General features: G+C 69.5%; 26 protein-coding genes. 18 read left to right on the top strand and 8 right to left on the bottom strand.

Annotated features, from left to right (window positions below):
* Positions 1 to 197: 197 nt before the first annotated feature.
* Genes leuA through B7K24_RS12665 form a run of 3 tightly spaced genes read left to right on the top strand, consistent with a single transcriptional unit; the run spans position 198 to position 2,906 of the window.
* Positions 198 to 1,940, top strand: a complete 1,743-nt coding sequence (leuA, locus tag B7K24_RS12675) for a 2-isopropylmalate synthase (protein WP_084130698.1) — start codon at positions 198 to 200, stop codon at positions 1,938 to 1,940.
* Positions 1,941 to 1,996: 56 nt separating this feature from the next.
* Positions 1,997 to 2,482 (top strand): hypothetical protein, encoded by a 486-nt coding sequence (locus tag B7K24_RS12670; protein WP_144268314.1) that lies wholly within the window; start codon positions 1,997 to 1,999, stop codon positions 2,480 to 2,482.
* Position 2,483: 1 nt separating this feature from the next.
* Positions 2,484 to 2,906, top strand: a complete 423-nt coding sequence (locus B7K24_RS12665) for a GNAT family acetyltransferase (protein ID WP_084130696.1) — start codon at positions 2,484 to 2,486, stop codon at positions 2,904 to 2,906.
* Here B7K24_RS12665 and B7K24_RS12660 read toward each other — a convergent pair.
* Both B7K24_RS12660 and B7K24_RS12655 read right to left on the bottom strand, forming a co-directional pair.
* Positions 2,893 to 3,651 (bottom strand): DUF4386 domain-containing protein, encoded by a 759-nt coding sequence (locus B7K24_RS12660; protein WP_084130695.1) that lies wholly within the window; start codon positions 3,649 to 3,651, stop codon positions 2,893 to 2,895. The two genes, B7K24_RS12665 and B7K24_RS12660, sit on opposite strands and share 14 nt — an antisense overlap.
* 37 nt (positions 3,652 to 3,688) lie before the next feature.
* Entirely contained in the window at positions 3,689 to 4,723 is a 1,035-nt protein-coding gene (locus B7K24_RS12655) for an NAD(P)-dependent alcohol dehydrogenase (protein ID WP_200808348.1), read from the bottom strand.
* Positions 4,724 to 4,908: 185 nt separating this feature from the next.
* On the opposite strand from B7K24_RS12655, the gene B7K24_RS13500 reads away from it, so the two are divergent.
* The 11 genes from B7K24_RS13500 to B7K24_RS12605 all read left to right on the top strand — a co-directional run bounded on the left by B7K24_RS13500 (position 4,909) and on the right by B7K24_RS12605 (position 13,585).
* Positions 4,909 to 5,073, top strand: coding sequence for a hypothetical protein (locus B7K24_RS13500; protein WP_159449251.1), 165 nt, complete (start codon positions 4,909 to 4,911; stop codon positions 5,071 to 5,073).
* 113 nt (positions 5,074 to 5,186) lie between these two features.
* Complete coding sequence (locus B7K24_RS12650) at positions 5,187 to 5,837, top strand: TetR/AcrR family transcriptional regulator (RefSeq protein ID WP_084130694.1); 651 nt, start codon at positions 5,187 to 5,189, stop codon at positions 5,835 to 5,837.
* Positions 5,838 to 5,884: 47 nt separating this feature from the next.
* The gene (recO, locus tag B7K24_RS12645) at positions 5,885 to 6,622 is read left to right on the top strand and encodes a DNA repair protein RecO (RefSeq protein WP_084130693.1); all 738 of its coding nucleotides are present in this window, start codon (positions 5,885 to 5,887) and stop codon (positions 6,620 to 6,622) included.
* 381 nt (positions 6,623 to 7,003) lie between these two features.
* Complete coding sequence (locus tag B7K24_RS12640) at positions 7,004 to 7,672, top strand: HAD family hydrolase (RefSeq protein ID WP_084130692.1); 669 nt, start codon at positions 7,004 to 7,006, stop codon at positions 7,670 to 7,672.
* Between the two features lie 39 nt (positions 7,673 to 7,711).
* Positions 7,712 to 8,761 carry a phosphate/phosphite/phosphonate ABC transporter substrate-binding protein gene (locus B7K24_RS12635; RefSeq protein WP_084130691.1) on the top strand — a complete coding sequence of 350 codons (1,050 nt, stop codon included), beginning with the start codon at positions 7,712 to 7,714 and terminating at the stop codon, positions 8,759 to 8,761.
* A gap of 4 nt (positions 8,762 to 8,765) precedes the next feature.
* On the top strand, positions 8,766 to 9,602 hold the full coding sequence (gene phnC / locus B7K24_RS12630; RefSeq protein WP_084130690.1) for a phosphonate ABC transporter ATP-binding protein: 837 nt from the start codon (positions 8,766 to 8,768) through the stop codon (positions 9,600 to 9,602).
* 71 nt (positions 9,603 to 9,673) lie between these two features.
* Positions 9,674 to 10,426 carry a phosphonate ABC transporter, permease protein PhnE gene (phnE, locus tag B7K24_RS12625; protein ID WP_234986707.1) on the top strand — a complete coding sequence of 251 codons (753 nt, stop codon included), beginning with the start codon at positions 9,674 to 9,676 and terminating at the stop codon, positions 10,424 to 10,426.
* A complete protein-coding gene (gene phnE / locus B7K24_RS12620) occupies positions 10,423 to 11,280 on the top strand; it encodes a phosphonate ABC transporter, permease protein PhnE (RefSeq protein WP_084130689.1) in 858 nt (285 codons plus the stop codon). Before phnE (B7K24_RS12625) ends, phnE (B7K24_RS12620) begins: the two co-directional genes overlap by 4 nt.
* The gene (locus tag B7K24_RS12615; protein WP_084130688.1) at positions 11,258 to 12,115 is read left to right on the top strand and encodes a MurR/RpiR family transcriptional regulator; all 858 of its coding nucleotides are present in this window, start codon (positions 11,258 to 11,260) and stop codon (positions 12,113 to 12,115) included. The genes phnE (B7K24_RS12620) and B7K24_RS12615 overlap by 23 nt, the downstream gene beginning before the upstream one ends.
* A gap of 1 nt (position 12,116) precedes the next feature.
* Positions 12,117 to 12,773, top strand: coding sequence for an HAD family hydrolase (locus B7K24_RS12610; protein WP_084130687.1), 657 nt, complete (start codon positions 12,117 to 12,119; stop codon positions 12,771 to 12,773).
* Positions 12,774 to 12,826: 53 nt separating this feature from the next.
* Complete coding sequence (locus B7K24_RS12605; protein ID WP_084130686.1) at positions 12,827 to 13,585, top strand: isoprenyl transferase; 759 nt, start codon at positions 12,827 to 12,829, stop codon at positions 13,583 to 13,585.
* On the opposite strand, the gene B7K24_RS12600 is transcribed toward B7K24_RS12605, so the two are convergent.
* Genes B7K24_RS12600 through B7K24_RS12580 form a run of 5 tightly spaced genes read right to left on the bottom strand, consistent with a single transcriptional unit; the run spans position 13,539 to position 17,148 of the window.
* On the bottom strand, positions 13,539 to 14,069 hold the full coding sequence (locus tag B7K24_RS12600) for a DedA family protein (protein WP_084130685.1): 531 nt from the start codon (positions 14,067 to 14,069) through the stop codon (positions 13,539 to 13,541). The genes B7K24_RS12605 and B7K24_RS12600 overlap by 47 nt on opposite strands.
* Positions 14,069 to 14,488 carry a Fur family transcriptional regulator gene (locus tag B7K24_RS12595; protein WP_084130684.1) on the bottom strand — a complete coding sequence of 140 codons (420 nt, stop codon included), beginning with the start codon at positions 14,486 to 14,488 and terminating at the stop codon, positions 14,069 to 14,071. The genes B7K24_RS12600 and B7K24_RS12595 overlap by 1 nt, the downstream gene beginning before the upstream one ends.
* Complete coding sequence (locus tag B7K24_RS12590; protein ID WP_255372790.1) at positions 14,485 to 15,405, bottom strand: metal ABC transporter permease; 921 nt, start codon at positions 15,403 to 15,405, stop codon at positions 14,485 to 14,487. Before B7K24_RS12590 ends, B7K24_RS12595 begins: the two co-directional genes overlap by 4 nt.
* Complete coding sequence (locus B7K24_RS12585) at positions 15,402 to 16,205, bottom strand: metal ABC transporter ATP-binding protein (protein ID WP_084130683.1); 804 nt, start codon at positions 16,203 to 16,205, stop codon at positions 15,402 to 15,404. Before B7K24_RS12585 ends, B7K24_RS12590 begins: the two co-directional genes overlap by 4 nt.
* Complete coding sequence (locus tag B7K24_RS12580; RefSeq protein ID WP_084130682.1) at positions 16,192 to 17,148, bottom strand: metal ABC transporter substrate-binding protein; 957 nt, start codon at positions 17,146 to 17,148, stop codon at positions 16,192 to 16,194. Before B7K24_RS12580 ends, B7K24_RS12585 begins: the two co-directional genes overlap by 14 nt.
* A gap of 138 nt (positions 17,149 to 17,286) precedes the next feature.
* On the opposite strand from B7K24_RS12580, the gene B7K24_RS12575 reads away from it, so the two are divergent.
* From B7K24_RS12575 to dusB, 3 genes are read left to right on the top strand one after another with little or no spacing between them, the layout of a single operon-like run.
* Positions 17,287 to 18,669 (top strand): glycine--tRNA ligase, encoded by a 1,383-nt coding sequence (locus B7K24_RS12575; protein WP_084130681.1) that lies wholly within the window; start codon positions 17,287 to 17,289, stop codon positions 18,667 to 18,669.
* 40 nt (positions 18,670 to 18,709) lie between these two features.
* Entirely contained in the window at positions 18,710 to 19,957 is a 1,248-nt protein-coding gene (locus B7K24_RS12570; RefSeq protein ID WP_084130680.1) for a YibE/F family protein, read from the top strand.
* Positions 19,954 to 21,129 (top strand): tRNA dihydrouridine synthase DusB, encoded by a 1,176-nt coding sequence (dusB, locus tag B7K24_RS12565; RefSeq protein ID WP_084130679.1) that lies wholly within the window; start codon positions 19,954 to 19,956, stop codon positions 21,127 to 21,129. The genes B7K24_RS12570 and dusB overlap by 4 nt, the downstream gene beginning before the upstream one ends.
* A gap of 128 nt (positions 21,130 to 21,257) precedes the next feature.
* Here the strand turns inward: dusB and B7K24_RS12560 are convergent, their stop codons facing one another.
* Complete coding sequence (locus B7K24_RS12560) at positions 21,258 to 21,920, bottom strand: dihydrofolate reductase family protein (protein ID WP_159449250.1); 663 nt, start codon at positions 21,918 to 21,920, stop codon at positions 21,258 to 21,260.
* Positions 21,921 to 22,126: 206 nt separating this feature from the next.
* Between B7K24_RS12560 and B7K24_RS12555 the strand changes: the two genes are divergently transcribed.
* Entirely contained in the window at positions 22,127 to 23,389 is a 1,263-nt protein-coding gene (locus B7K24_RS12555) for a deoxyguanosinetriphosphate triphosphohydrolase (protein ID WP_084130677.1), read from the top strand.
* The last annotated feature ends 45 nt before the right edge of the window (positions 23,390 to 23,434 follow it).

Genomic DNA, 23,434 nt, shown 5'->3' with positions numbered 1-23,434 from the left:
GCAATTGTCCCCATCTGCGGCGGGACGTACGGCGGTGGTGACCGACGCATCGGCCTTCCGCTATGGTGAATCTATGCGTGCACGCTCGCTGCTCCTTCGCCGCCGCGACGAGGCCTAGACCCAGGCCGGATCCTCGTCGCGGAGTTTCGTGCGCCGGCTGAGTGAAAGCCCCCGAGACCCGAAGGATTGACCACAGCATGAGCGAGCACTACACCGGCGGAGCGCAGAACGCCTCCTCGATGCCCATCCAGAAGTACCGCCCCTTCCACGAGATCATCACGGTCGACCTGCCCGACCGCACCTGGCCGTCGCAGACCATCACCGAGGCCCCCCGCTGGTGCGCCGTGGACCTGCGCGACGGCAACCAGGCCCTCATCGAGCCCATGAACGTCGAGCGCAAGATGCGCATGTTCGACCTGCTGGTGCGCATGGGCTACAAGGAGATCGAGGTCGGCTTCCCGTCGGCCAGCCAGATCGACTTCGACTTCGTCCGTGCCCTCATCGAGGAGGACCGGATCCCCGACGACGTCACCATTCAGGTCCTGACGCAGGCGCGCGAACACCTGATCGAGCGCACCTACGAGTCGCTCAAAGGTGCCAAGCAGGCCATCGTCCACCTGTACAACTCGACGTCCGTGCTGCAGCGCGAGGTCGTGTTCCGTGCCAATGAGGACGAGATCATGGACATCGCCACGCACGGGGCGATGCTGTGCCAGAAGTTCGAGGAGACCATCCCGGACACCCAGGTGTTCTACGAGTACAGCCCCGAGTCCTACACCGGCACCGAGCTCGAGTACGCCGTGAAGGTGTGCAACGCGGTCCTGGACGTGTGGAAGCCCACGCCGGACCGTAAGGTCATCATCAACCTGCCCGCGACCGTTGAGATGGCGACGCCCAACGTCTACGCCGACTCGATCGAGTGGATGAACCGCCACCTCGACTACCGCGACTCCGTAGTGCTGAGCCTGCACCCCCACAACGACCGCGGCACCGCCGTCGCCGCCGCCGAGCTGGGCTACATGGCCGGTGCGGACCGCATCGAGGGCTGCCTGTTCGGCAACGGCGAGCGCACGGGCAACGTGGACCTGGTGACGCTGGGCATGAACCTGTTTAGCCAGGGCATCGACCCCCAGATCGACTTCTCCGACATCGACGGCATCCGCCGCACCGTCGAGTACTGCAACCAGATCGACGTGCACCCGCGCCACCCGTGGGGCGGCGACCTGGTCTACACCGCCTTCTCCGGTTCGCACCAGGACGCCATCAAGAAGGGCCTGGACGCGATGGATCGCAAGGCCGAGGCCGCCGGGGCCACGGTCGACGACGTCGAGTGGGGTGTGCCCTACCTGCCCATCGACCCGCGTGACGTGGGCCGTTCGTACGAGGCCGTGATCCGCGTCAACGCGCAGTCCGGCAAGGGCGGCGTCGCGTACCTGCTGAAGACGGAGCGCAATCTCGACCTGCCGCGCCGGCTCCAGATCGAGTTCTCGCGCGTGATCCAGGTCGCGGCCGATGCGACGGGTAAGGAGCAGACGGCCGAGGACATCTGGACCACGTTCCGCGACGAGTACCTGCCGTCGCCGACGGCCGAAGGCCAATGGGGACGCTTCTCGCTGCGCGGCACCCGCACCACCAGCACGGACGCGGGCGAGGACACCCTCGCGGCGGACATCACCGACAACGGCGCACCGGTCACCATCGAGGCCTCGGGTAACGGCCCGGTCGCGGCGTTCGTCGCCGCCCTCGGCACGCGCGGCGTCAAGGTCGAGGTGCTCGACTATCACGAGCACGCCATGACCACGGGCGGCGACGCCCAGGCGGCCGCCTACGTCGAGTGCCAGATCGGCGACGAGATCTACTGGGGCGTCGGCATCGACCCGTCGATCACGACCGCGACGCTCAAGGCGATCATCTCGGCGGTGAACCGAGCGGCTCGTTGATGGCTGGCGTGCTCGGCCGTGCGATGGCTGGTGGCCGATGCCGTGGTCGCCTGGCCGTGGCTCTCGCCACGGCTGTGGTCGTCACGGCAGGCTGCTCCGGGCCGTCGCAGGCCGAGCGCGCCGCCGATCAGCTTCCGGACCTGAGTGCGGACGGGTTCACGGCGGTGGGGTGCGACGCACTCCAGCAGGACGCCCTCGCAGACATCGAGGACCCGTACGTGCGCGAATGCTGGACCGGTTCGCCGGATGCGGCGTTCGATGCGGTGGCCAATGACGTGATCGGCTCGATCACGGCCGCCACCGACGCCGAGGACGTCACCGCCTTTATCTGCCCCGACGACGTCATCATCGACGAGGTGGCCTTCGCGTGCCGCGCGGCCTACGACGACGAGGTGATGTACCGCGTCGTGGCATCGCTGCCGGACCCGGCCGCCGTGATGGACCAGCTCTCCGAGGACCCCACCGACGACGAGATCGAGCAAGCCGCCGCAGGCCAGCCCGTCGAGGTCGTCGTCCAGACCGAGAAGACCCCGGAGGAGTAGCATGCCCGCCCGCGTGAGACGCTTCGCTCCCCGCGACACCGATGCGGTGGTCGCGTTGTGGGAGACGTGCTTTCCCGACGACCCCGCGCGCAACGAGCCGCGCGGAGTGATCCAGCGCAAGCTGGCGCGTGACCCCGACCTGTTCTGGGTGGCGACGGATGGCGACGCGGTGGTCGGCGCACTCCTGGGCGGCTACGACGGGTACCGCGGGTGGCTGTATCACCTCGCGGTCGACCCCGGCCGGCGCCGTGAGGGCATCGCACGAATGCTCGTCGAGCGTGCCGTGGCAGAGCTGGAGATTCTCGGGTGCGTCAAGGTCAACCTGCAGGTGCGTCGCTCGAACGAGGCCGTCCTCGCGGTCTATGACGCCGTGGGCTTCGAGGAATTTGACGCCTTCAACCTGGGGCGCGTCATCGGCGAGTAGCCGGGGATGCTGTCACTGGCCGCTCGGCGCCGGGGAGGGCTCGCACCGCTCGGGGCGCACGCACGAGCAGCCAGACGGTGAACCACACCTCGGTGACGATCGACGCGGTGGCGACCACCGCGAGGAACACACCCGCGACATTGGCGTAGTTGGCCAGCAGCAGATGAGCGAACGTATCGGCGACGTACGCGAGCCCCGCGATGGCCAGGCCGATGCCCAACGTGCGCGGCGCGATCCGTGTCGCCACGATGATGCGGCCCAGAACCATGAGGTGCAGGCCAAAGGCCACCAACGCGAGCAGCCAGGTGACGTCGAACGCCTCCATGGCCAGGCCCGTCAGGGCGGCGCGCTGGCCGTCGTCGAGGCCTGCGACGAGCTCGCCGCCTGCGGACAGCTCGAGGGCGACGAACATGAAGGTGATAGCGGGGATGAACGCCACGGTGTAGGCGAGGCGGAGCCACGCCGCGAGGAGCGAGCGGCGCTCACCGGTGGCGTGCAGCAGGACGTGGAGCGCCCACGCGATGGCGATGTCGATCATGGCGATGGCGGCGAAGCCCGCGATTCCCAGGCGGAACGTGGTCTCGTGCTCGGCGATATTGTGCATAGTGGCCGCAGGGTCGTCGACCACGACGAGTGCGTTGCGGACCAGGAAGTTCGCGCCCATCGCGAGTATCACGATGGCGATGTAGCCGATGCCGGCGATGCGCGCAGCGCTGGGCACCGACAGTTCAGTGCGGAGGGTCATGGCCGTCTCTTTTCGTCTGGTGTGTAGTGGGGTCGGGTCAGGACACGCGGGCGCGGACGGTGACGACGGCCTTGCCGGCGATGCGGCCCTGGGCGAGGTCGGTGACGGCCTCGCTCGCCTGATCGAGCGGATAGCGGTGGCTGATGGCGGCGCGGACGGCGCCGGATTCGACCAACGCAGCGACGCGGCGCAGGCGAGCCGCGCTGGTGGCGGACATCAGTCCGCGCAGGCGCTGCTTCGTGAACAGCGACACGAGAGGTGCTACCAGCGCGCGGCCCGCGCCGCCGATGAGGAAGCCCCCACCCTCTCCGCCCACGATGACCAGCGTGCCGGTGGGGGAGAGGATCCGGCGCAGGCGGCGTAGGGGAGTGAGGCTTCCCGCGTCGATGATGACATCAAAGGTCTCGCCGAGCGCCGTGACGTCGGTGGTGCGGTAGTCGATGACGCGCTCCGCGCCCATCTTGGTGACCAGGGTGGCCTTCGCCGCGCTCGCGACGCCGGTGACGTGCGCACCGGCGGCCACGGCGATCTGGACGGCGAAGGATCCGACGCCACCGGAGGCGCCCAAGACGAGGACGCGCTGACCGGCGCGGACGTTGGCGGCGTCTTCCACCGCCTGGAGGGCGGCGACGGCGGAAACGGGCATGGCCCCGGCATCGGCCATCGAGACCTCAGCGGGCTTCGAGGCGAGGCGGTCCTCCTTGGCAAGGGCGAACGAGGCGAATGACCCGTCGGCTGTGCCGAAGACCTCGTCGCCCACGGCAAGGCGCGTGACGCCGGCACCGATCGCGGTGACGACACCCGCGACATCCGTGCCCATGATGGGCTGCTTGGGGTGGCGCAGGCCAAACCCGATGAAGCGCATGACGAAGGGGTGTCCGGTGGCGAGGTGCCAGACACCGCGGTCGACGCCGGCGGCGTGCACCTCGAGCAGCACCTCGCCCGTGCCCGGTTGCGGCACGGCCATGGTGTCGACGTGGATCTCTTCCGGTCCGGAGTAATGGCGCTGGATTGCGGCAGTCATGGTGGCGGTGTCGTGTTGCGTGGACGTTGCGGTGGTGCTGGTGTTCATGGTTCCCTCCCCGGGGATTTCGCGGTTCGTACTTAGTACGCTTGCTACCGAGAACGTTAGGCGTACTTTGTACGACGTGCAACCGCAAAGGGAAGAAAGACATATTTACCTGCGCTGTTGGCGACGTACTAAGTACGGTATAATGTCGTAGGCGTACTAAGTACGAACCTACCGAGGAGAAGCTCATGTCCCGCAACGAACAGGACGTCACGACCGCCCCGCAGTCCCAAAAGAAGGAGTACCCCTGGTACGCCATCCCCGCGATCCTGTGCATGTTCATGCTGAGTTCCGGCGCCATGGTGGCGCTCCTGGGGTACGGCATCGCCCAGATGTCCTCGGCAACGTACTGACGGTTGTTGGGGGAGGGGAGACACGCGCGGTCCCGGATGGGCCGTGGGCGTACCCGCATCTGTGACACTTGATCAGCCCCACAGCTCATTCGCCTCGACAAAGGACATTGCACATGCCCACCGCACCGCGCGCCAAGCTGTCGCAGGATCGCATCGTCGACGCGGCCATGACGCTCGCGGATCGCGATGGTGTGGAGTCGCTCACCATGCGTGCTCTCGCCGCGGAGCTCGACACCAAGCCCATGACGCTGTACACGCACGTCGCCGGTAAGGAAGACCTGCTCGACCTCATGGTGGAGCGTGTGTTCGGTGAGATGGACCTGCCGCCCGAGGAACTCGAGTGGCGCGACGCCATTCGCACGCGTTGTCGCTCGGCCCGCACCGTGCTGGTGCGCCACTCGTGGGCGGTGCCGTTGCTCGAGTCGAGGAGGTCGCCGGGGCCCCAACTGCTCCGGCACCATGAGGCGATGCTCGCCACTCTCGACCGGGGCGGACTGCCGTTGTCGCTGATGGCACACGGCTACGCGATCCTGGATAGCTACGTCTATGGGTTTGCGATCGAGGAAGCCAACCTGCCGGACCAGGGGGGTGAGGGCCTAGCCGATGTCGCCGAGCAGATGGCGGAGGTCTTCACGTCGGGGCTTTACCCCCATATGACGCGCCTGGCGATGGAGCATGTGGTCCAACCCGGATACTCGTTCGGGGCATCCTTCGACGTCGGGCTCGACATGATCCTCGACGGTCTGGCCGCGGCTGTCGCCTGATCGGGGCCGCCTCCCGACGCGATGCGCCCGACGGGAGACAATAGGGCGTGCCCCTGTACCGAGACGACGCCATCATCCTGCGCACCCACAAGCTGGGTGAGGCGGACCGCATCGTCACGATGCTCACGCGCCGCTACGGAAAGGTGCGCGCCGTCGCCAAGGGAGTGCGCCGCACGACGAGCCGCATCGGCTCGCGCATGGAGCCCTTCATGCTCGTCGACGTGCAGCTCTACGAGGGGCGCAGCCTCGACATCGTGAGCCAGGTCGAGACCAAGGAGCCCTACGCGCGCCGCATCGCCGAGGACTACGCGCTCTACACCGCCGCCACGGCCATGGTCGAGACCGCCGACAAGTTGGTCGACCACGAGAAGGAGCCGTCCTACGAGCACTACCGGTTGCTCCACGGCGGGCTCGGTGCGCTTAGCCGACGCGCGCACGACCCGGGCCTGGTGCTCGACTCCTTCCTGCTGCGCTCACTCGCGCTCGCGGGCTACGAGCCCAGCTTTGACGACTGCGCGTCCTGCGGACGCCCTGGTCCGCACCGGGCCTTCGCGGTCGCGGGGGGAGGGGCGGTCTGCGAGACGTGCCGACCGCCAGGCGCCGCGGCTCCCGCGCCCGAGACCTTCTCGTTGCTCGAGGCATTGCTGGCTGGCAACTGGACGGCTGCCGATGCTTCCGCCGACCGCCCCCGCAAGGACGCGGCCGGGCTCATTGCCGCGTACGCGCAGTTCCACCTCGAGCGCAAGGTGCGCTCGCTGTCCCACGTGGACCGCACCGGCGCCTGACCGCGCCCCGCGCGTCCCACGCTTCGCACGTCCCGCCTCGCGCAGTCCTCACCTCGCGCCTCCCCGACCCGCGGTGTCACGAAGTGAGGGTGATCCAGACGACACGCCGTGGGATCGGGCGCGTTCTCCGGGTGTCGTGCACGATCGCCGTCACTTCGGAACGGGCTGGGCCGGGAGAGGTCGGAACGGGGCGGGCCGGGAGAGGTCGGAACGGGACTGGCCGGGAGGGGTGGGCGCGTACGCGGCTGGCGCCGTGAAGATTTCACACACTCGTAACCGAATCGTGGCCAATCCGTCCACATTGAGCCGCTAGCGTGGACGCAACGTCCACCGGAGGGGAGTCGCGCGGACAGCGCGCCCCCAGGCACCACGAGGAGCACCATGCGGCCCACCGTCATCTTCGACTTCGACGGCACGCTTGCCCTGGGTGACGGCCCCGTCCGCGCGTACGCCGCGTGCGTGGCGCGGGAGGCGGGGGACAGCCGCATCGTCGACGACGCCGAAGATGCGTTTGCCCGGCTCGCGGCCGGCGGCTCCCCCTTCCGCGACGGGTACCACGCGGTGGCGGCGGCCGCGCTTACGCGCGGCGTGGAGCAGGAGGTCCTCGACGCCGCCTACTTGGAAAGCCGCTCCTTGCTCGCGACCGGGGGCGCGCCCATCGAGGCGCCCGCGGGCCTCGCGGACTTCCTCGATGCGCTCGGCGAACACGCCGACCGCATGGTCGTGACCAACTCTCCGAACATCCGCATTACCGAGGCGCTCGACACGCTCGGCGCCGCAGGCCGCATCGACGCCGTCGTCACCTCCGCGAAGAAGCCCGCCGGCATCGAGGCCATCGTCACCGACGCCCTCTCCCGCGGCCCTGTGCTGTCGATCGGCGACATCCACGAGTACGACCTGGCTCCCGCGGTCGCGCTCGGAGCCGCCACGGCGCTCGTGGGTCCCGCCGCCAGCGCGCCCCCGGCCGACGTCACCATGGCCGCCGCCACCCTGCCGGAGCTGTATCCGGCCATTCAGACGTGGGCGGCACAGTCCGTCCTCCTCGGCTAGCCGCCCGGCACCGAGACAAGACACGAAAGGTCCCACCCCATGCGCACCACGCTCACCGCCGCCGGTGTCGCCGCCACGGCCCTGATCGCACTCGCGGGCTGCAGCGCCGACTCCGACGCGGACGCCACTGACGAGTCCACCGCCGGCGCGACCACCGAGGCATCGGCGGACGCTGGCGCCGCGGCCGGCGCCGACTGGCCCGAGGAGATCACCCTCGCGCTGATCCCCAACGAGAACGTCACCGACCTCGTCACCACCGTCGAGCCGCTGACCAGCTACCTGTCCGACGAGCTCGGCATCACCGTCGAGGGTGTCGTGACGCAGGACTACCAGGCCGCCGTCGAGGCCATCGGCTCCGGCCAGGCCCAGATCGCCATTGCTGACGCCGGCTCGCTCGCCGCTGCCGAGGACATGTACGGCGCCCACGCGGTGCTCCAGGATGTCCGCTTCGGCGCCTCGCAGTACGCGTCGATGTTCTTCACCAACAACCCCGACAAGTACTGCGACGACGAGCCCGTGCCCGCCACCTACGGTGCCACCGGCCAGGAGTTCCTGTACTGCAACGGCACCGCCAGCGGTGAGGACAACTCCGGTGTGGGCCCCGTGGCCGTGGACGCGCTGTCCAAGATCGAGCCCGGCACCACCGTCGCCTTCGGCAACACCACGTCGCCCGCCGGCTACCAGCTGCCCGTCCTCGCTCTCGAGGAGCAGGGCGTCACCATCGACGACCTCCAGCAGGTGCCCGTCACCGGTAACGACACCCTCCTCATGGCCGTGTACAACGGCGACGCCGAGGTCGGCTTCGCCTACTGGGACGCCCGTTCGTCGATCGACGCCACCGAGGTCCCCGACTTGGGCGAGAAGGCTGTTGTTTTCGGCCTGTCGGAGATGTACCCCAACGGCGGCGTGGTCCTCTCGGACGAGCTGCCCGAGGACCTGCGCACCGAGATCACGACCCTCATGGACGACTTCTCCGAGGTCGACCCGGAGACGCTGCAGGAGATCTTCGACCAGACCGACTGGGTCCCCGCTGACGCCGCCGCGATCGACCTGGCCCGCGAGGTCAACGCCCGCTTCTCGGGACAGTAAGCACGTGGACAACACCGCTGCTGCGCAGCGACCGGAGGCCGGGGACCACGCGTCCCCGGCCTCCGGGCCGTGGCCCATCACCCTCGACGACGTCACCGTGCGCTATCCCAACGGGGTGGTCGCGATGAAGAATGTCAGCCTCGAGATCGCCGCGGGCGAGATGGTGGCCGTCGTCGGCCTGTCCGGCTCGGGCAAGTCGACCATGATTCGCACCATCAACGGCCTGGTGAAGCCCTCGTCGGGCACCGTGACGGTCGGCCCCCACGACATCACCCGGCTGAAGGGCGCCGCCCTGCGCCACGCGCGCGGCGACATCGGCATGATCTTCCAGTCGTTCAACCTCGCCGACCGCACGAGCGTGTACCGCAACGCCATGGTGGGCCGCTTCTCGCACACTCCCACGTGGCGCACCCTGCTGGGCATCCACACCGCCCAGGACCGCGACATCGTCATGCGAGCCCTCGACTCGGTGGGCATGCTCGAGAAGGTCTGGGGCCGCGCCGGGGCGCTGTCGGGCGGCCAGAAGCAGCGCGTCGCGATCGCCCGCGCCCTCGCGCAGCAGCCTGCGGTCATGCTCGCCGACGAGCCCGTCGCGAGCCTCGACCCGCCCACCGCGCACTCGGTCATGGCCGACCTTGCGGACATCAACGCCGACCGCGGCCTCACGGTGCTCGTGAACCTCCACCTCATGGACCTTGCGCGCCAGTACACGACCCGCATGATCGGCCTGCGCGCCGGCGAGGTGGTCTACGACGGCCCCGCGGGGTCGGCCACCGACGCCGACTTCGAACAGATCTATGGCCGGCCCGTACAGTCGCGCGACAGGCTGGGTGAGCAGTGACGACGGCCGATGCCGTGGCTGGCCGCCGCCCGGATCTCGCCATTCCGCCGCGGCCACGCACGTGGCCGCGCGTGGCAGGCATCGCTGCCGCCCTCGCGGCCTTCACGATCCTCACGACGATCCCCGCCATCGGCGGTGTCGAACTGGACTTCGCGTCCATCGCGCGCAACTGGACCAACGGTGCCGACCGCATCGTGCAGATGCTCACGCCGGACTGGTCGATCCTGCCGCGGACCTGGCAGCCGCTGCTCGAGACGCTCGAGATGGCGCTCGTGGGTGCGGCCATCTCGGCCGTGCTGGCCGTGCCGCTGTCGCTGTGGGCCGCGCGCCCCACGAACCCCAACGGTGTGACGCGGCGCGCGGTGCGCTTCGTGCTCAACGTCGTGCGCGCCGTGCCCGACCTCGTGTACGCGACCGTCCTCGTCGCGATGGTCGGCGTCGGCACGTTGCCCGGCATCATCACGCTCGTGTTGTTCGACATCGGCATCGTCGTGAAGCTCGTGAGCGAGGCCATCGACTCTGCGGATGCGCACTACATGGAGGCCGGCCGTGCCGCGGGCGGCACCCAAACCCAGATCAACCGCGCCACCGCGCTGCCTCAGTCCTGGCCCGCCATCGCGAGCCAGGTGCTGTACTCGCTCGAGCTCAACGTGCGCATCTCCGCGATCCTCGGACTCGTCGGCGCGGGAGGCATCGGCCGCCTCATCGACGAGATGCGTGGCTTCTACCGCTACGACGCGCTCGGCACCATCGTGCTCGAGATCCTCGTGGTCGTCATTGCGATCGAGATCGCGTCCAACCTGCTGCGAAAGAGGCTGCGATGACCGCCACCGCCACCCAGCCCACCCAGCCGACCCCGGCATCGGCCCTCACCATTCCGCCGCGACCGCGGCGCCTGGCCACCCGCGCGGCGGGCCTCGTGGTCTCGCTCGTCATCGTCCTCGCCTTTTGGGACATCGACATCGAGTGGGACAAGGTCGCCCAGCTGCCGACCGACCTGGTGCACTACGGCGCCCTGATGTTCTCCGACCCCGACTGGTCCATGCTCGGCGAGGCCGCTTTGCAGACGTGGCGCTCGGTGTCCATGGCGTGGATCGGCGCGATCCTGGGCGTGGTGCTGTCGACCCTGCTGGGCATCCCCGCCGCGCAGGGCGTGGGCCCCGTGTGGGTGCGCCTGCCGCTGAGGTGGATCTTCGCGGTCATCCGCGCCATGCCCGAGGTGCTGATCGCGATCATCATCCTCACCGTCACGGGCCTCACCCCTTTCACGGGCGCCCTCGCACTGGCGATCGGCGGCATCGGCACCCACGCGAAGTGGACCTACGAGACCATCGAGGCCGTTCCCCCTGGTACTGCGGAGGCCGTGCGCGCCTCTGGCGGCTCGCTCACCGAGGTCATCCGGTGGGGGCTGTGGCCCGTCGCGGCGCCCGAACTCATGAGCCTGGCCCTGTACCGCTTCGAGATCAACGTGCGCACCTCCGCGATCCTGGGCCTCATCGGCGTGGGCGGCATCGGCGCGATGCTGACCAACTACACGCAGTTCCGCCAGTGGGATACCGTGGGCGTCCTCATCATCGTCGTGATCGTGGTCACGATGATCATCGACGCCATCTCCGGGGCCATCCGGCGGCGGATCATGGAAGGGGCCAAGGTTCGTGGCGTGGAACGGATCCACTGACGCGCCTCCCACGGTGCGTATCGCGGCCCTCGCGCCGTCACTGCAGCCCAGCGAGCGGCGCGTCGCGGAGGCCATCGCGGCCGACGTTGCCGCCGCCGTCGACATGACGGCGCAGCAGATCGCCGAGACCGTCGGCGTGGGCCGCGCCTCCGTGGTGCGCACCGCCCAGACGCTCGGCTACGACGGCTACCCGCAGCTCAGGGTCGCGCTCGCGCGAGAGCGCGCCTTTGCGGGTCCGGCGGTGGCCGATGCACCGGGTGCGCTTGGCATCGTGCGCGCGGCCATGGAGCGCTTCGGCCGGGCGCTGCCGCATGCGGCGGCCGCGATCACCGAGGAGGGCCTCGAGCCGTTTCTCGCCGCGCTCGACGGTGCCCCGCGCGTCCTTATCGCCGCCAACGGCCTGTCCGCCCCGCTCGGGTATGACGCGGCGCTGAGGCTGTCGAGCATCGGCCGACCCGCCGAGTTCATTCCCGACACCCTGGGCCAACGCATCCTCGCCGCTCAGATGCCGGCCGATGCGGTGCTGTTGGTGCTGTCCGGATCGGGCGCGAACCAGTCCACGCTCGACGTGGTGGACGCGGCACTCGGCACGGGAGCGTCGGTGTTGGCCGTCACGAGCTTCACCCGCTCCGCCCTCGTGGACCGCGCGACTCATACGCTCGTCGTGCCGCCCGTGAGCGAGTCCTTCCAGGACGAGCTGCTGTTGACCTCGCGCGTGGCACTCACGCTCGTGATCGAGGCGCTCGTCGAGGCGCTGGCCGCCCGCCGCGGCACGTCGGCACGTGAGGCCCGCGCCGCCGCCCTGTCCGTCCTGTCTCGATCCCTGGGGGAGTGACATGCCCACCGTCATTTTCGACTTCGACGGAACCCTCGCGTTGGGCTCCGGCCCCATCGACGCGTATGCGGCCAGCCTGGCGGAGGTCGCCGGTATCGACGGTGTGTCCGATGCCGTGGCCGCCTCCCGCGCCCGGTTCGCCGACGGCGACCCGGCCATCCGCGACGAGTATCACGCGGTGCGCGTCGCAGCGGACTTGCTGGGCCTCGACGAGGACACCCTGGGTCGCGGCTACCGGCTGTCACGCACGCTGCTCGCGACCGACCGCGGCCCCATCGATCCCGTTCCCGGCCTAGGGGACTTCATGGACCGGCTGGCGTCCGTGGCCACCCTCGTGCTCGTGACGAACGCCCCCGACACCCGCCTGGCGGAGGCGCTGGACTTCCTCGGCGTCGGCGACGTCTTCGCCGACGTGGTCCACTCCGCGCGCAAGCCCGTGGGCATCGAGGCGACGGTGCGCGAGGCGCTGACCCGCGGGGCGGTGCTGTCCGTGGGCGACATGTACGTCAACGACCTGGCGCCCGCCGCGGCGCTCGGCGCGGACACCGCGCTCGTGGGGGCTACCGCCTCTGCGCCTCCCGGACCGGTCACGATGGCCGGTGCGTCGATCGTCGACCTGTACGGCGAGATCGAGGAGTGGGCGGCGACCCACCCCTAGGGAAGTGGGGTGCGCAGCCCGGCCATCGCATCGGCCGCCGATAGGCTGAGCCGGTGACCTACGCTCGCCCCTTTGCGCACCCCGGCGGCGCCACGCCGCCCGATCTGCCCCCCGAGGCGATCCCCGCCCACGTGGCCGTCGTTATGGACGGCAACGGCCGCTGGGCCAAGGACAGGGGTCTGCCGCGCACCGCGGGCCACGAGCGCGGCGAGGCGTCGCTGCTCGACGTGGTGGCCGGCGCCGTCGAGATCGGTGTGACGCATCTCAGCGCCTACGCCTTCAGCACCGAGAACTGGAAGCGCAGCCCCGAGGAGGTGCGCTTCCTGATGGGCTTCAACCGCGACGTGATCCGCCGCCGGCGCGACGAGATGCACGACTGGGGCGTGCGCGTGCGCTGGGCAGGGCGGCGCCCCAAGCTGTGGACGTCGGTCATCAAGGAGCTCGAGAAGGCCGAGGAGCTCACGCAGCACAACACCGGCCTCACGCTGACGATGTGCGTCAACTACGGCGGGCGTGCGGAGATCGCCGATGCCGCGCGCGAGATCGCGCGCAAGGTGGCGGCGGGCGAGTTGCATCCGTCCAAGGTGACAGAGAAGACCCTCGCGGCGCACCTCGACGAGCCCGACATGCCCGACGTCGATCTTTTTTGGCGCTCCAGCGGCGAGCAGCGCTCGAGCAACTTCCTGCCCTGGCAGGCGGCCTACGCGGAGTACGTGTTCTCGAACACGCTGTGGCCCGACGTGGACCGCACGCACCTGTGGGCGGCTATTGAGGAATACGCGCGACGGAATCGACGCTTCGGCGCCGCCTGACCTCGCGCACCACGCGCGTCGCGATCCACGCGACGATGACCACGCCCAGGATCGTGCCGATGGCGAGCGTGGGGGAGTGGCGCCACAGATGCACGATGGATGCGCCCACCACGGTGTAGGTCACGGTCCACAACACACAGCCGGGCAGCATGACGAGCGTGTACAGCGGCCACGACATGCGCACATAGCCGGCCGTCGCGTTCACCACGGTCTTCACGCCGATGGTGAGGAACGACAACGGGATGGCGACGTAGCCCCAGCGGTCGAGGATCGCCTGGCCGCGCGCCATCATGGGGCCGTCCAGGCGGCGTGAGACGCGCGCGAGGAAGCGTTCGCTCGGGCTGTCGGCGAGGCGGCGGGCGCCGGTGCGGACCCAGCGGCCCATCCAGTACGTCGCCTGGGACCGGGTGAAGACGACGCCGAACAGGAACAGCGCGAGGGCCCACCAGCCGAGGTCGATCACGGCCTCGGGCACTCCCGGCATCAGTGACCCTTCGCCGTGCAGGCGGCGCACACGCCGGTGATCTCCACCGTGTGGTCCATGCGCGCGAACCCGTGCTCGGACGCGATGCGCTCGGCCCACTCCTCGAACTGCGGCACCTCGATGTCCTCCGCAGTGCCGCACACGCGGCAGCGCAAGTGATGGTGGTGCTCGTCGACCGCGCCGCAGCGCCGGTACAGCGTCTCGCCGGACTCGGTGACCACGGCATCGACCTCGCCGGCCTCGGCAAGCGCCTGCAGCGAGCGATACACCGTCGCGAGGCCCACGGAGGACCCGTCGTGACGCAGGGTGTCGTGCCACGACTGGGCCGAGCGGAACTCGTCGGTGCCGGACAATGCGTCCAGGACGGCCGCGCGCTGCTTGGTCATGCGGGGGGCCGATGCCCCACTCGTCGGGCTCATGCGGGTGCTCCTAGCGTGGGGTGCTCGTGTTCGCGGTGGGCGTCGTCGTGGCCGCCGTGGCCCGCCTCGTCCCGGAGGCGACGGCGGCGCTTACGTAGCCCCGCCCCCGACGCGACGACCGTGTAGACGATGACGCCGAGCACCACGATCAGGGCGCCGGGCTGCAGGTTGTAGAACAGCGTGATGCCGACGCCGGTGAGGCACAGCACCACGCCGGTGACCATGGCGATCATCATGGTGCGCGTGAACGAGCGTGTGATGAGCTGGGCGATCGCGACCGGCAAGATCATCAGCCCGCTGACCAGCAGCACCCCGACCACGCGCATGGCGGCGGTGACCGTGATGGCCGCAAGGACGGCGACCACCATGTTGAGTGCCGCCACCGGCAGGCCGGTGGAGTACGCGAATTCCTGGTCGTGGGTGACGGCGAAGAGCGCGGAACGCAGTCCGAGGCCGATGATCAGGATGACCGCCGCGAGCCCCACGGTCACCCACACATCGGTCCAGCTAGCGGTCGAGATGGAACCGAACAGGTAGCCCATGAGGTTCGCGTTCGAGCCGCCCGCGGCGGAGATCAGCAGCACGCCGGAGGCGATGCCGCCGTAGAACATGATCGCCATGATCACGTCGGCGGCCGCGACGCCGCGTGCTCGCATGCGTTCGATGACGACGGCGCCGGCGACGGCGAACACGATCGCGCCGGGGATGGCGAGCGCATCGACCTGCGCGAGGTCCGCGGCGGAGCCGGCGAGCCAGCCGGCGGCGACGCCGGCGAGGGCCACGTGTCCGATGCCGTCGCCCAGCAGCGACATGCGGCGGTGGACGAGGTAGGTGCCGACGATGGGTGCGGTGGCGCCGACCATGACGGACACGAGCAGCATGCGCTGCACGAGCGGGTCGGTGAGGAGGTCGATCACTGGCGCACCTCCCAGGCGAAGGTCGACGCGACCGCCTCGGGCACGTCGGGGTGGGCATGGTCGTGGTCGTGCCCGGGAAGGGCGTGCACGCCCAGCGCCCGCGGGGGAGCGCCGATGTGGGTGACGCAGCCCTGCTCGAGCACGACGGCGTGGTGGACGAGCGGGGCGAGAGCGCCGAGCTCGTGGAGGACCACGATGATGGCGGCTCCCGCATCGCGACGCTTGGTCAGCGCCGCCGCGAGGGCCTCCTGGCTGGGCACGTCGACGCCGGCCATGGGCTCATCGAGGATGAGCAGGTCGGGTTCGCGCACGAGCGCGCGCGCGATGAGCACGCGCTGTTGCTGGCCGCCCGAGAGTGCCGTCACGTCCCTGTCGGCGAGGTCGGCCACACCGAGGTCGTCGAGCGCCGCGAGCGCGCGTGCCTTGGCGTCGCGCGGGGTGCGTAGGGCGTTCACCCCGAGCAGCCCCGACGTCACGACCTCGCGCGCGGTGGCGGACACGCCGCCGCCGGCCGAGGCGCGCTGGGGCACGTAGCCGATGCGCCGCGAGGTCAGTCGCGTGCGCGGCTCGCCGAACACGGTGATGTCGCCCGCCGTCGTCGGGATCGCGCCCACGAGGGAGCGCACCAGGGTGGACTTGCCCGAGCCGTTGCCGCCCATGATGGCGACGGCCTCGCCCGGGTGCGAGTCGAGGTCGACGCCGTGAAGAATCTCGTGTCCCCCGAGGCGCACGCGCACCCCGCGCGCCGTCAGGGCGGGCGGGGTGTCGTGGGTGAGGCAGTCAGCGTCAGCTGCAGTCAAGGCCGGTCCTCAGCGCTTCCAGGTTGCGGGTCATGATGTCAATGTAGTCATCGCCGTTCGTGGCGGTCTCGACCGGGTCGAGGACGGCGGTCGTGACCCCCGCGTCGCTCGCGAGCGACTCCGCGACGGCCGCGCTCACCTTCGACTCCGTGAAGATCGTCGTGGCGCCCGAGTCCTCGATGAGATCGCGGATCTCGCGAAGGCGGGCCGGCGACGGCTCGGCCTCGGGGTCGAGCCCCGACATGCCCTCCTGCTCGAGGTCGTAGCGCAGCCCCAGGTAGCCGTAGGCCTCGTGGCTGACGAAGATCTCGCGTCGCTCGCACACCGCGAGGCCCTCGGTGAAGTCCTCGTCGAGGGCGCTCAGGCTCGCGACGAGCGCCGCACCGCGCTCCTCGTAGGCCTCCGCGTGGTCGGGGTCGAGCTCCGAGAACTCCGCGACGACGTCCTCGGCGTATTCGGCGAGCAGGGTGGGGTCGAGCCAGAAATGGGGATCGGCGACGCCGTGATCGTGGCCGTCGTCTGCCGCGTGCTCCTCACCGTCGTGGGTTGCGGCCTCGTGCGCGGCGACGTCCTCGCCGTGCTCGTCGACGATGTGGTGGGCGTCGAGGGCACGGGCACCGGTGGTGTCGATGGCGTCGTCGACGGCCGCCGAGAAGTCCGAGAGATACAGGACCGTGTCCATGTTCTGCATCTCGCGCACGGTGGCGGGGGAGAGTTCGGCGTCGTGCGGCTCCACGCCGCCGGCGATCAGCGGCGTCACCGCGACGTCGTCGCCGCCGATCTGCTCCGCAACGAACTGCACGGGATAGAAGGCGGCGCCGACGGACAGCGAGGCATCGCTCGGCGCGTCGTCGGTGGAGTCGGTGGAGGGATCGGCGGAGCAGCCGGCGAGAAGGAGGGTGCCGACCGCTCCGCCGACGATCAGGGGGCGGGAGAAGCTCATGGCCGCCACCGTACGCCGAAATGAGAATCATTGTCAAACTGGGATGAGCGAGGTGAGCCGGCCCGCCCGGCCCGCCGCGGCATCGGCCGCCGATAGACTGTCCGACAGTCAAGTCTCACCCCACCCAAGGAGTTCTCCGTGGCCCAGCCCTCCCGCCTCGACAACGTGATCTCGCTCGCCAAGCGACGCGGCTTCGTGTTCCCCTGCGGAGAGATCTACGGAGGTACGCGCTCCGCGTGGGATTACGGGCCGCTCGGTGTGGAGCTGAAGGAAAACATCAAGCGTCAGTGGTGGCGCGCAATGGTGTCGAGCCGCGACGACATCGTGGGTCTCGACTCGTCGGTGATCCTTCCCCCCAAGGTGTGGGAGGCCTCGGGCCACCTCAAGGCCTTCGTCGACCCGCTCGTCGAGTGCCTCAGCTGCCACAAGCGCTTCCGCGAGGATCACCTCATCGAGGAGTTCGAGGAGAAGGGCCGTGCCCCCGAGGGCGGCCTGGCCGGCATTGCATGTCCCAACTGCGGCACCCGCGGCCAGTGGACCGAGCCCAAGATGTTCAACGGCCTTCTCAAGACCTACCTCGGCGTCAACCAGGACGAGTCCGGCCTGCATTATTTGCGCCCCGAGACCGCGCAGGGCATCTTCGTGAACTTCGAGAACGTGCAGCGCACCTCGCGCATGAAGGTGCCGTTCGGCATCGGCCAGATCGGCAAGTCCTTCCGCAACGAGATCACGCCCGGCAACTTCATCTTCCGCACGCGCGAGTTCGAGCAGATGGAGATGGAGTTCTTCGTCAAGCCCGGCAGCGACGAGGAGTGGCACCAGTACTGGATTGACACGCGTCTGGCCTGGTACAAGGACCTCGGTATCTCCGAGGACAACCTGCGCCTGTACGCGCACCCGCAGGAGAAGCTGTCGCACTACTCCAAGGGCACCACGGACATTGAGTACCGCTTCGGCTTCACTGGCTCGGAGTGGGGCGAGCTCGAGGGCATCGCGAATCGCACCGACTTTGACCTGTCGACGCACTCCGAGCACTCGGGCAAGGATCTGTCGTACCTCGACCCCGCGACCAACGAGCGCTACACGCCGTACGTGATCGAGCCCGCGGCGGGCCTCACCCGCTCGCTCATGGCCTTCCTGGTGGAGGCCTACGACGAGGACGAGGCCCCCAACGCCAAGGGCGGCGTCGACAAGCGCACCGTGCTGCACCTCGACCACCGCATCGCGCCCGTGAAGGCCGCGGTGCTGCCGCTGTCCAAGTCCGAAGAGCTGCTGCCCACCGCCGAGGCGCTCGCCAAGGAGCTGCGCGGCGCCTGGAACGTGGACCTCGACGTCACTCAGGCCATCGGCAAGCGCTACCGCCGTCAGGACGAGATCGGCACCCCGTACTGCATCACGGTCGACTTCGACACCAAGGACGACCAGGCCGTCACCATCCGCGACCGCGACACCATGCAGCAGGAGCGGGTGGCGCTGTCGCAGGTGCAGGCCTACCTCGCCACGCGCCTGATCGGCGCGTAAAGATTTTCGGGCGGCCGATGCCGGCGCTGGGTTCTCGCTGATGGGCGCCGGTCACTCGCACGGGCTGGGCTTGGGCGGCGCCGACGGCGCGCTCGAGCAGGCCCCGCGCGCGTCCGAACGCACCACCACGGTGCTCACCGTCCTGGTGGGCGTCGTGGTGTTCCTGGCCGTCGCCGGCGCGGTCGCGGTGTGGCCGTCGGACTGGTCGTTCATGCGGTCGGTGCCGACGTCCTACGAGGGGGCGTCGTGGGTGACGGTGACGGTCGAGTCCGTCGACGCCGAGTCGGGGTCCGCGACCGTCTCTCTTGATGGTGACGAGCTCGAACTCGCCGATCCTGGTTTGACGACCTTTGAGTACCAGGTGGGCGACGAGGTGCGCGCCCTGCAGCTCGACACCGGCGAGGTGGTGTTCGGCGACTTCGAGCGTGGGTCGCCGATGTTGCTGCTGCTCGTCGTCTACGTCCTCCTGGTCGTCGCGATCGCGCGCTGGCGGGGCCTGGGTGCGTTGCTGGGGTTGCTCGCCGCGTTCGGCGTCGTGATCTTCTTCACGGTGCCGGCGCTGTTCGACGGCGCCAACCCGCTGGTCGTGGCGCTCGTGACGGGCGCCGGGGCGCTGTTCGTGCTGCTGTATCTGGCGCACGGAGTGAACGCGCGCACCACGACGGCCTACCTGGGCACGCTCGCCGGGCTGCTGATCACCGCACTGCTCGCGTGGTGGGCCGTGGGCGCCTCCAGGCTGACGGGGATCTGGTCCGAAGACGGTACTCACCTGGAGCTGGCCGGCCGCGCCGTCGACCTCCAAGGCTTGGTCTTGTGCGGCATCATCATCGCGGGCCTGGGTGTGCTCAATGACGTGACGGTGACGCAGTCGTCGGCCGTGTGGGAACTGCGTGCCGCGCGGCCCGACATCTCGCGCTGGTCGCTGTTCGCGCGCGGCATGCGCATCGGCCGCGACCACATCGCCTCGACCGTCTACACGATCGCCTTCGCCTACGTGGGCGCCGCGCTTCCCACGCTCATGCTCGTCACGCTCTACGACAACTCTCTCGCCACCACACTCACCAGCGCCGAGATCGCCGAGGAGGTGGTGCGCACCCTCGTGACGTCGATCGGCCTCGTGCTGGCGGTGCCGCTGACCACCGGCATCGCCGCGCTCGTGGTGGGGTACGACGGCGCGATCGCCGATGATGAGGCCGTCGCCGCTCCCGATGCGGACCCCGTGCCAGCTGCGGACAGCGACCCCGCGTCGCCAAGCCAGCCCGGCGCATCGGCGACAATGGAGGAATGACCACCACCGCATCGGCCGCTACCCGTGTCTTGCCGCCCCTGCAGATCGGCCCCCTCACCGTCGACACTCCCGTGGTGCTGGCCCCCATGGCCGGCATCACCAATGCCGCCTTCAGGCGCCTGTGCCGCGAGCACGGTGGCGGGATCTACGTCGCCGAGATGGTGACGTCGCGGGCCCTGGTGGAGCGCACCAAGGAGTCCATGCGGATCATTCACCACGACCCCGACGAGACGCCGCGCTCGGTGCAGCTCTACGGCGTGGACCCGTCGACGATTGGCGCGGCCGTGAAGATGCTGGTCGAGGAGGATCGCGCCGACCACATCGATATGAACTTCGGCTGCCCGGTGCCCAAGGTCACCAAGAAGGGCGGCGGCGCGGTGCTGCCGTGGAAGAAGGACCTGTTCCGCGACATCGTGCGCGCGGCGGTGCGCGAGGCCTCGCCCTACGACATCCCCGTCACGGTGAAGATGCGCAAGGGCGTCGACGACGACCACCTCACCTACCTCGACGCCGGGCGCATGGCGGAGGCCGAGGGAGCCGCCGCCGTCGCGTTGCACGGGCGCACGGCCGCCGACTACTACTCGGGAACGGCCGACTGGGAGGCGATCGCGCGGCTCAAGGAGGCGGTGACATCGATCCCGGTGCTCGGCAACGGGGACATCTGGTCGGCCGAGGACGCGCTGGACATGGTTGCTCGCACGGGTGTCGACGGCGTGGTCGTGGGTCGCGGATGCCAGGGGCGCCCGTGGCTGTTCGCCGACCTCCAGGCCGCGTTTGAGGGGCGCGCGGACCGCGTGCGCCCTGGCCTGCGCGTCGTAGCGGACACCATCTACCGCCACGGCGAGCTGATGATCCCATTCTTCGGCGACGACGAGCTCAAGGCAATGCGCGAGATTCGCAAGCATGTCGCCTGGTATCTCAAGGGTTATCCCGTCGGGGGAGAGGTGCGCAAGAACCTCGGGCTCGTGGAGACTCTCGCGGATCTGCGGGCACTGCTCGATGGACTGCCGCTCGACCAGCCGTACCCGGGCGCCGATGCCGAGGGCCCGCGCGGGCGCCAGGGCACCCCCAAGTCGCCGTCGTGCCCCGAGGGTTGGCTCGACACCCAGGACATCACGCCCGACCTCGAGCTGCGCCTACGCGAGGCTGAACTGAGCGTCTCGGGCGGCTAACTTTCGCCCCTCTTCTGGCCCACCCCTCCTCGGGCCGCACCCCTCCTCGGGCCGCAAATGGCCGCATTTGCGGCACTTCAAGCCGCGACACGCCGCACGACAGGCCACCAGGAGCGACCCGGCGAGCGTTAGGCGTGGCCGAGCGCGGCGGCGTCCGTCGCATCGGCCCCCGCCGGGCCTCCGTCGGTCGGCACCCGTGAGTGGTCGACGGGCTTGCGTGCGGGGTGCATGACGAGCTGCACCAGCCCGTCGCCGAAGTTACGCACCTCACTGACGGTGATCATGTGACGTTGTTCCGCGCCTGCGAAAAGCGGGTGTCCCGCGCCCAGGATGGTGGGGTGGATGGTCACGATCATCTCGTCGATGAGATCGGCGTCGAGCGCCTGCCGGATCAATGAGCCGCCGTCGAGATACACGTCACGCTCGCCTGCCGCATCAAGAGCTTCGGCAACCAGGTTCGCGATGGGGGCCGAAGCGGTGGTCACGCTCGCGGGCACGCCAGGGTCGGGAGGAAGGGGCCTTCCGGTTGCGACGATCACGGGAGTGTCGCCGTAGAACCACTCGCCCATTCCGTGCACGACATCGAAGGTGCGCCGGCCCATCAGCATGGCGCCGATGCCCGCGAAGAAGTCGTCGTACTCGACGCCCTCCGACACGCCAGCCTCTGCCCACGGTCCACTTGCGGTGGGTGCCCATGACGGCCGCGGCGCCTCGAGCCAGGCGATGTCGTCGCCCGGCCCGGCGATGAATCCGTCGATGGACACGGCGCAATAGACGAGTACTCGTGGCATGACTCCACGGTACGTCCGACGGGGCCGCGCTGCCCTGCCGAGCGCCCGTTGCGATGTGACGGTGATCTGACCGACACGCTGGGGCATGTGGGCGACACGCCGGGACCCGTTCAGGATCACCGTCACATCGTCACGCGCGGGCGTGGGGAGCCCACCCTGCGGCCCGCCTGCAACGCGCGTTCACCAGGCATGACTAAGTTGGACCTGTGAACGCGAACTCGCACGGCTACACCGAGGCCGACGTCGAACGCTTTATTTCCGAGCCCGCGAAGGCCGCTCACCGCTCACCCTTCGAGCGCGATCGAGCGCGCATCCTGCACTCGAGTGCGCTCCGCAGGCTCGGCGCCAAGACCCAGGTGTTGGGCCTCGGCAGCGGCGACTTTGTCCGCACGCGCCTCACCCACTCACTCGAGGTCGCGCAGGTGGGCCGTGAGCTCGGCAAGGCGCTGGGCTGCTCGCCCGACATCGTGGACGCCGCGTGCCTCGCTCACGACCTGGGCCACCCGCCCTTTGGCCACAACGGCGAACGGGCACTGGACAAGGTGGCGCGAGACATTGGCGGCTTTGAGGGCAACGCGCAGACGCTGCGCCTGCTGACCCGCCTCGAGCCCAAGACCTTCGACCCCGCGACCGGCCGCAGCGTGGGCCTGAACCTCACGCGCGCAAGCCTCGACGCCGCCGTGAAATACCCGTGGCGCGAACCCGCCGCCCCCATGCGTCCGGACGGCACACCCACGCGCAAGTTCGGGGTCTACGAGGACGATCTTCCGGTGTTCGACTGGCTGCGCCAGGGCGCGCCCGGCACTCAGCAGTCACTCGAGGCCCAGGTGATGGACGTCGCCGACGACATCGCGTACTCGGTCCACGACGTCGAGGACTCCATCGTCTACAGGGCCGTGCAACTGTCGACCCTGCGCGACCCGGGCCAGGTCGCAGCCGTCATCGAACACACGCGCCAGTGGTACGGCGGTGGAGATGAGGAGGCGCTGAGTGCCGCGCTCGGCCGCCTGCAGGCCTTCCCGTGGTGGTCCGAGCGCTACGACGGCACGCGTGCCTCGCTGGCGGCGCTAAAGGACATGACGAGCCAGATCATCGGCCGCTTCGCCCAGGCGATCATCTCGGCCACCCAGGCCGAGCACGGCGACGCGCCACTGACTCGCCACCGCGCCAGCATTGTCGTGCCGCAGGACACCCTCGACGAGATCCTCATCCTCAAGGGCATCGCCGTGCACTTCCTGATGGCCCCGCGCGAGACCAGCCCCACCTACGCGAAGCAGAGACGAGTACTCAAGGAACTCGTGATCGCCCTCGCGGATCGTGGTCCCGATGCGATGGAGGCGCAGTTCGCCGCCGATTACCGCGAGGCGTCAGACGACGCCGCGCGCCTGCGTGTGGCCGTGGATCAGGTCGCGTCGCTTACCGATACTTCCGCCTACAACTGGCACCACAAGTACTGCGTCCAGGTGTAGGGGCGGCCCAGGCGACCCCGCGTCCGTGGCGGGACATGAGGGTCG

The sequence above is a fragment of the Demequina sp. NBRC 110055 genome (assembly GCF_002090135.1).
In the GTDB taxonomy this organism is placed as follows: Bacteria; Actinomycetota; Actinomycetes; order Actinomycetales; family Demequinaceae; genus Demequina.
The sequence above is the reverse complement of the archived record's forward strand: the minus strand, read 5'-3'. Positions and strand labels throughout refer to the sequence as shown.

What these genes read in the sequence shown, in the direction of transcription:
- leuA (WP_084130698.1), top strand. Translation starts at nt 198, where the DNA reads ATGAGCGAGCACTACACCGGCGGAGCGCAGAACGCCTCCTCGATGCCC.
- B7K24_RS12665 (WP_084130696.1), top strand. Translation starts at nt 2,484, where the DNA reads ATGCCCGCCCGCGTGAGACGCTTCGCTCCCCGCGACACCGATGCGGTG.
- B7K24_RS12660 (WP_084130695.1), bottom strand. Translation starts at nt 3,651, where the DNA reads ATGACCCTCCGCACTGAACTGTCGGTGCCCAGCGCTGCGCGCATCGCC.
- B7K24_RS12655 (WP_200808348.1), bottom strand. Translation starts at nt 4,723, where the DNA reads ATGAACACCAGCACCACCGCAACGTCCACGCAACACGACACCGCCACC.
- B7K24_RS13500 (WP_159449251.1), top strand. Translation starts at nt 4,909, where the DNA reads ATGTCCCGCAACGAACAGGACGTCACGACCGCCCCGCAGTCCCAAAAG.
- B7K24_RS12650 (WP_084130694.1), top strand. Translation starts at nt 5,187, where the DNA reads ATGCCCACCGCACCGCGCGCCAAGCTGTCGCAGGATCGCATCGTCGAC.
- B7K24_RS12640 (WP_084130692.1), top strand. Translation starts at nt 7,004, where the DNA reads ATGCGGCCCACCGTCATCTTCGACTTCGACGGCACGCTTGCCCTGGGT.
- B7K24_RS12635 (WP_084130691.1), top strand. Translation starts at nt 7,712, where the DNA reads ATGCGCACCACGCTCACCGCCGCCGGTGTCGCCGCCACGGCCCTGATC.
- phnE (WP_084130689.1), top strand. Translation starts at nt 10,423, where the DNA reads ATGACCGCCACCGCCACCCAGCCCACCCAGCCGACCCCGGCATCGGCC.
- B7K24_RS12610 (WP_084130687.1), top strand. Translation starts at nt 12,117, where the DNA reads ATGCCCACCGTCATTTTCGACTTCGACGGAACCCTCGCGTTGGGCTCC.
- B7K24_RS12600 (WP_084130685.1), bottom strand. Translation starts at nt 14,069, where the DNA reads ATGCCGGGAGTGCCCGAGGCCGTGATCGACCTCGGCTGGTGGGCCCTC.
- B7K24_RS12595 (WP_084130684.1), bottom strand. Translation starts at nt 14,488, where the DNA reads ATGAGCCCGACGAGTGGGGCATCGGCCCCCCGCATGACCAAGCAGCGC.
- B7K24_RS12580 (WP_084130682.1), bottom strand. Translation starts at nt 17,148, where the DNA reads ATGAGCTTCTCCCGCCCCCTGATCGTCGGCGGAGCGGTCGGCACCCTC.
- B7K24_RS12570 (WP_084130680.1), top strand. Translation starts at nt 18,710, where the DNA reads ATGGGCGCCGGTCACTCGCACGGGCTGGGCTTGGGCGGCGCCGACGGC.
- dusB (WP_084130679.1), top strand. Translation starts at nt 19,954, where the DNA reads ATGACCACCACCGCATCGGCCGCTACCCGTGTCTTGCCGCCCCTGCAG.
- B7K24_RS12560 (WP_159449250.1), bottom strand. Translation starts at nt 21,920, where the DNA reads ATGCCACGAGTACTCGTCTATTGCGCCGTGTCCATCGACGGATTCATC.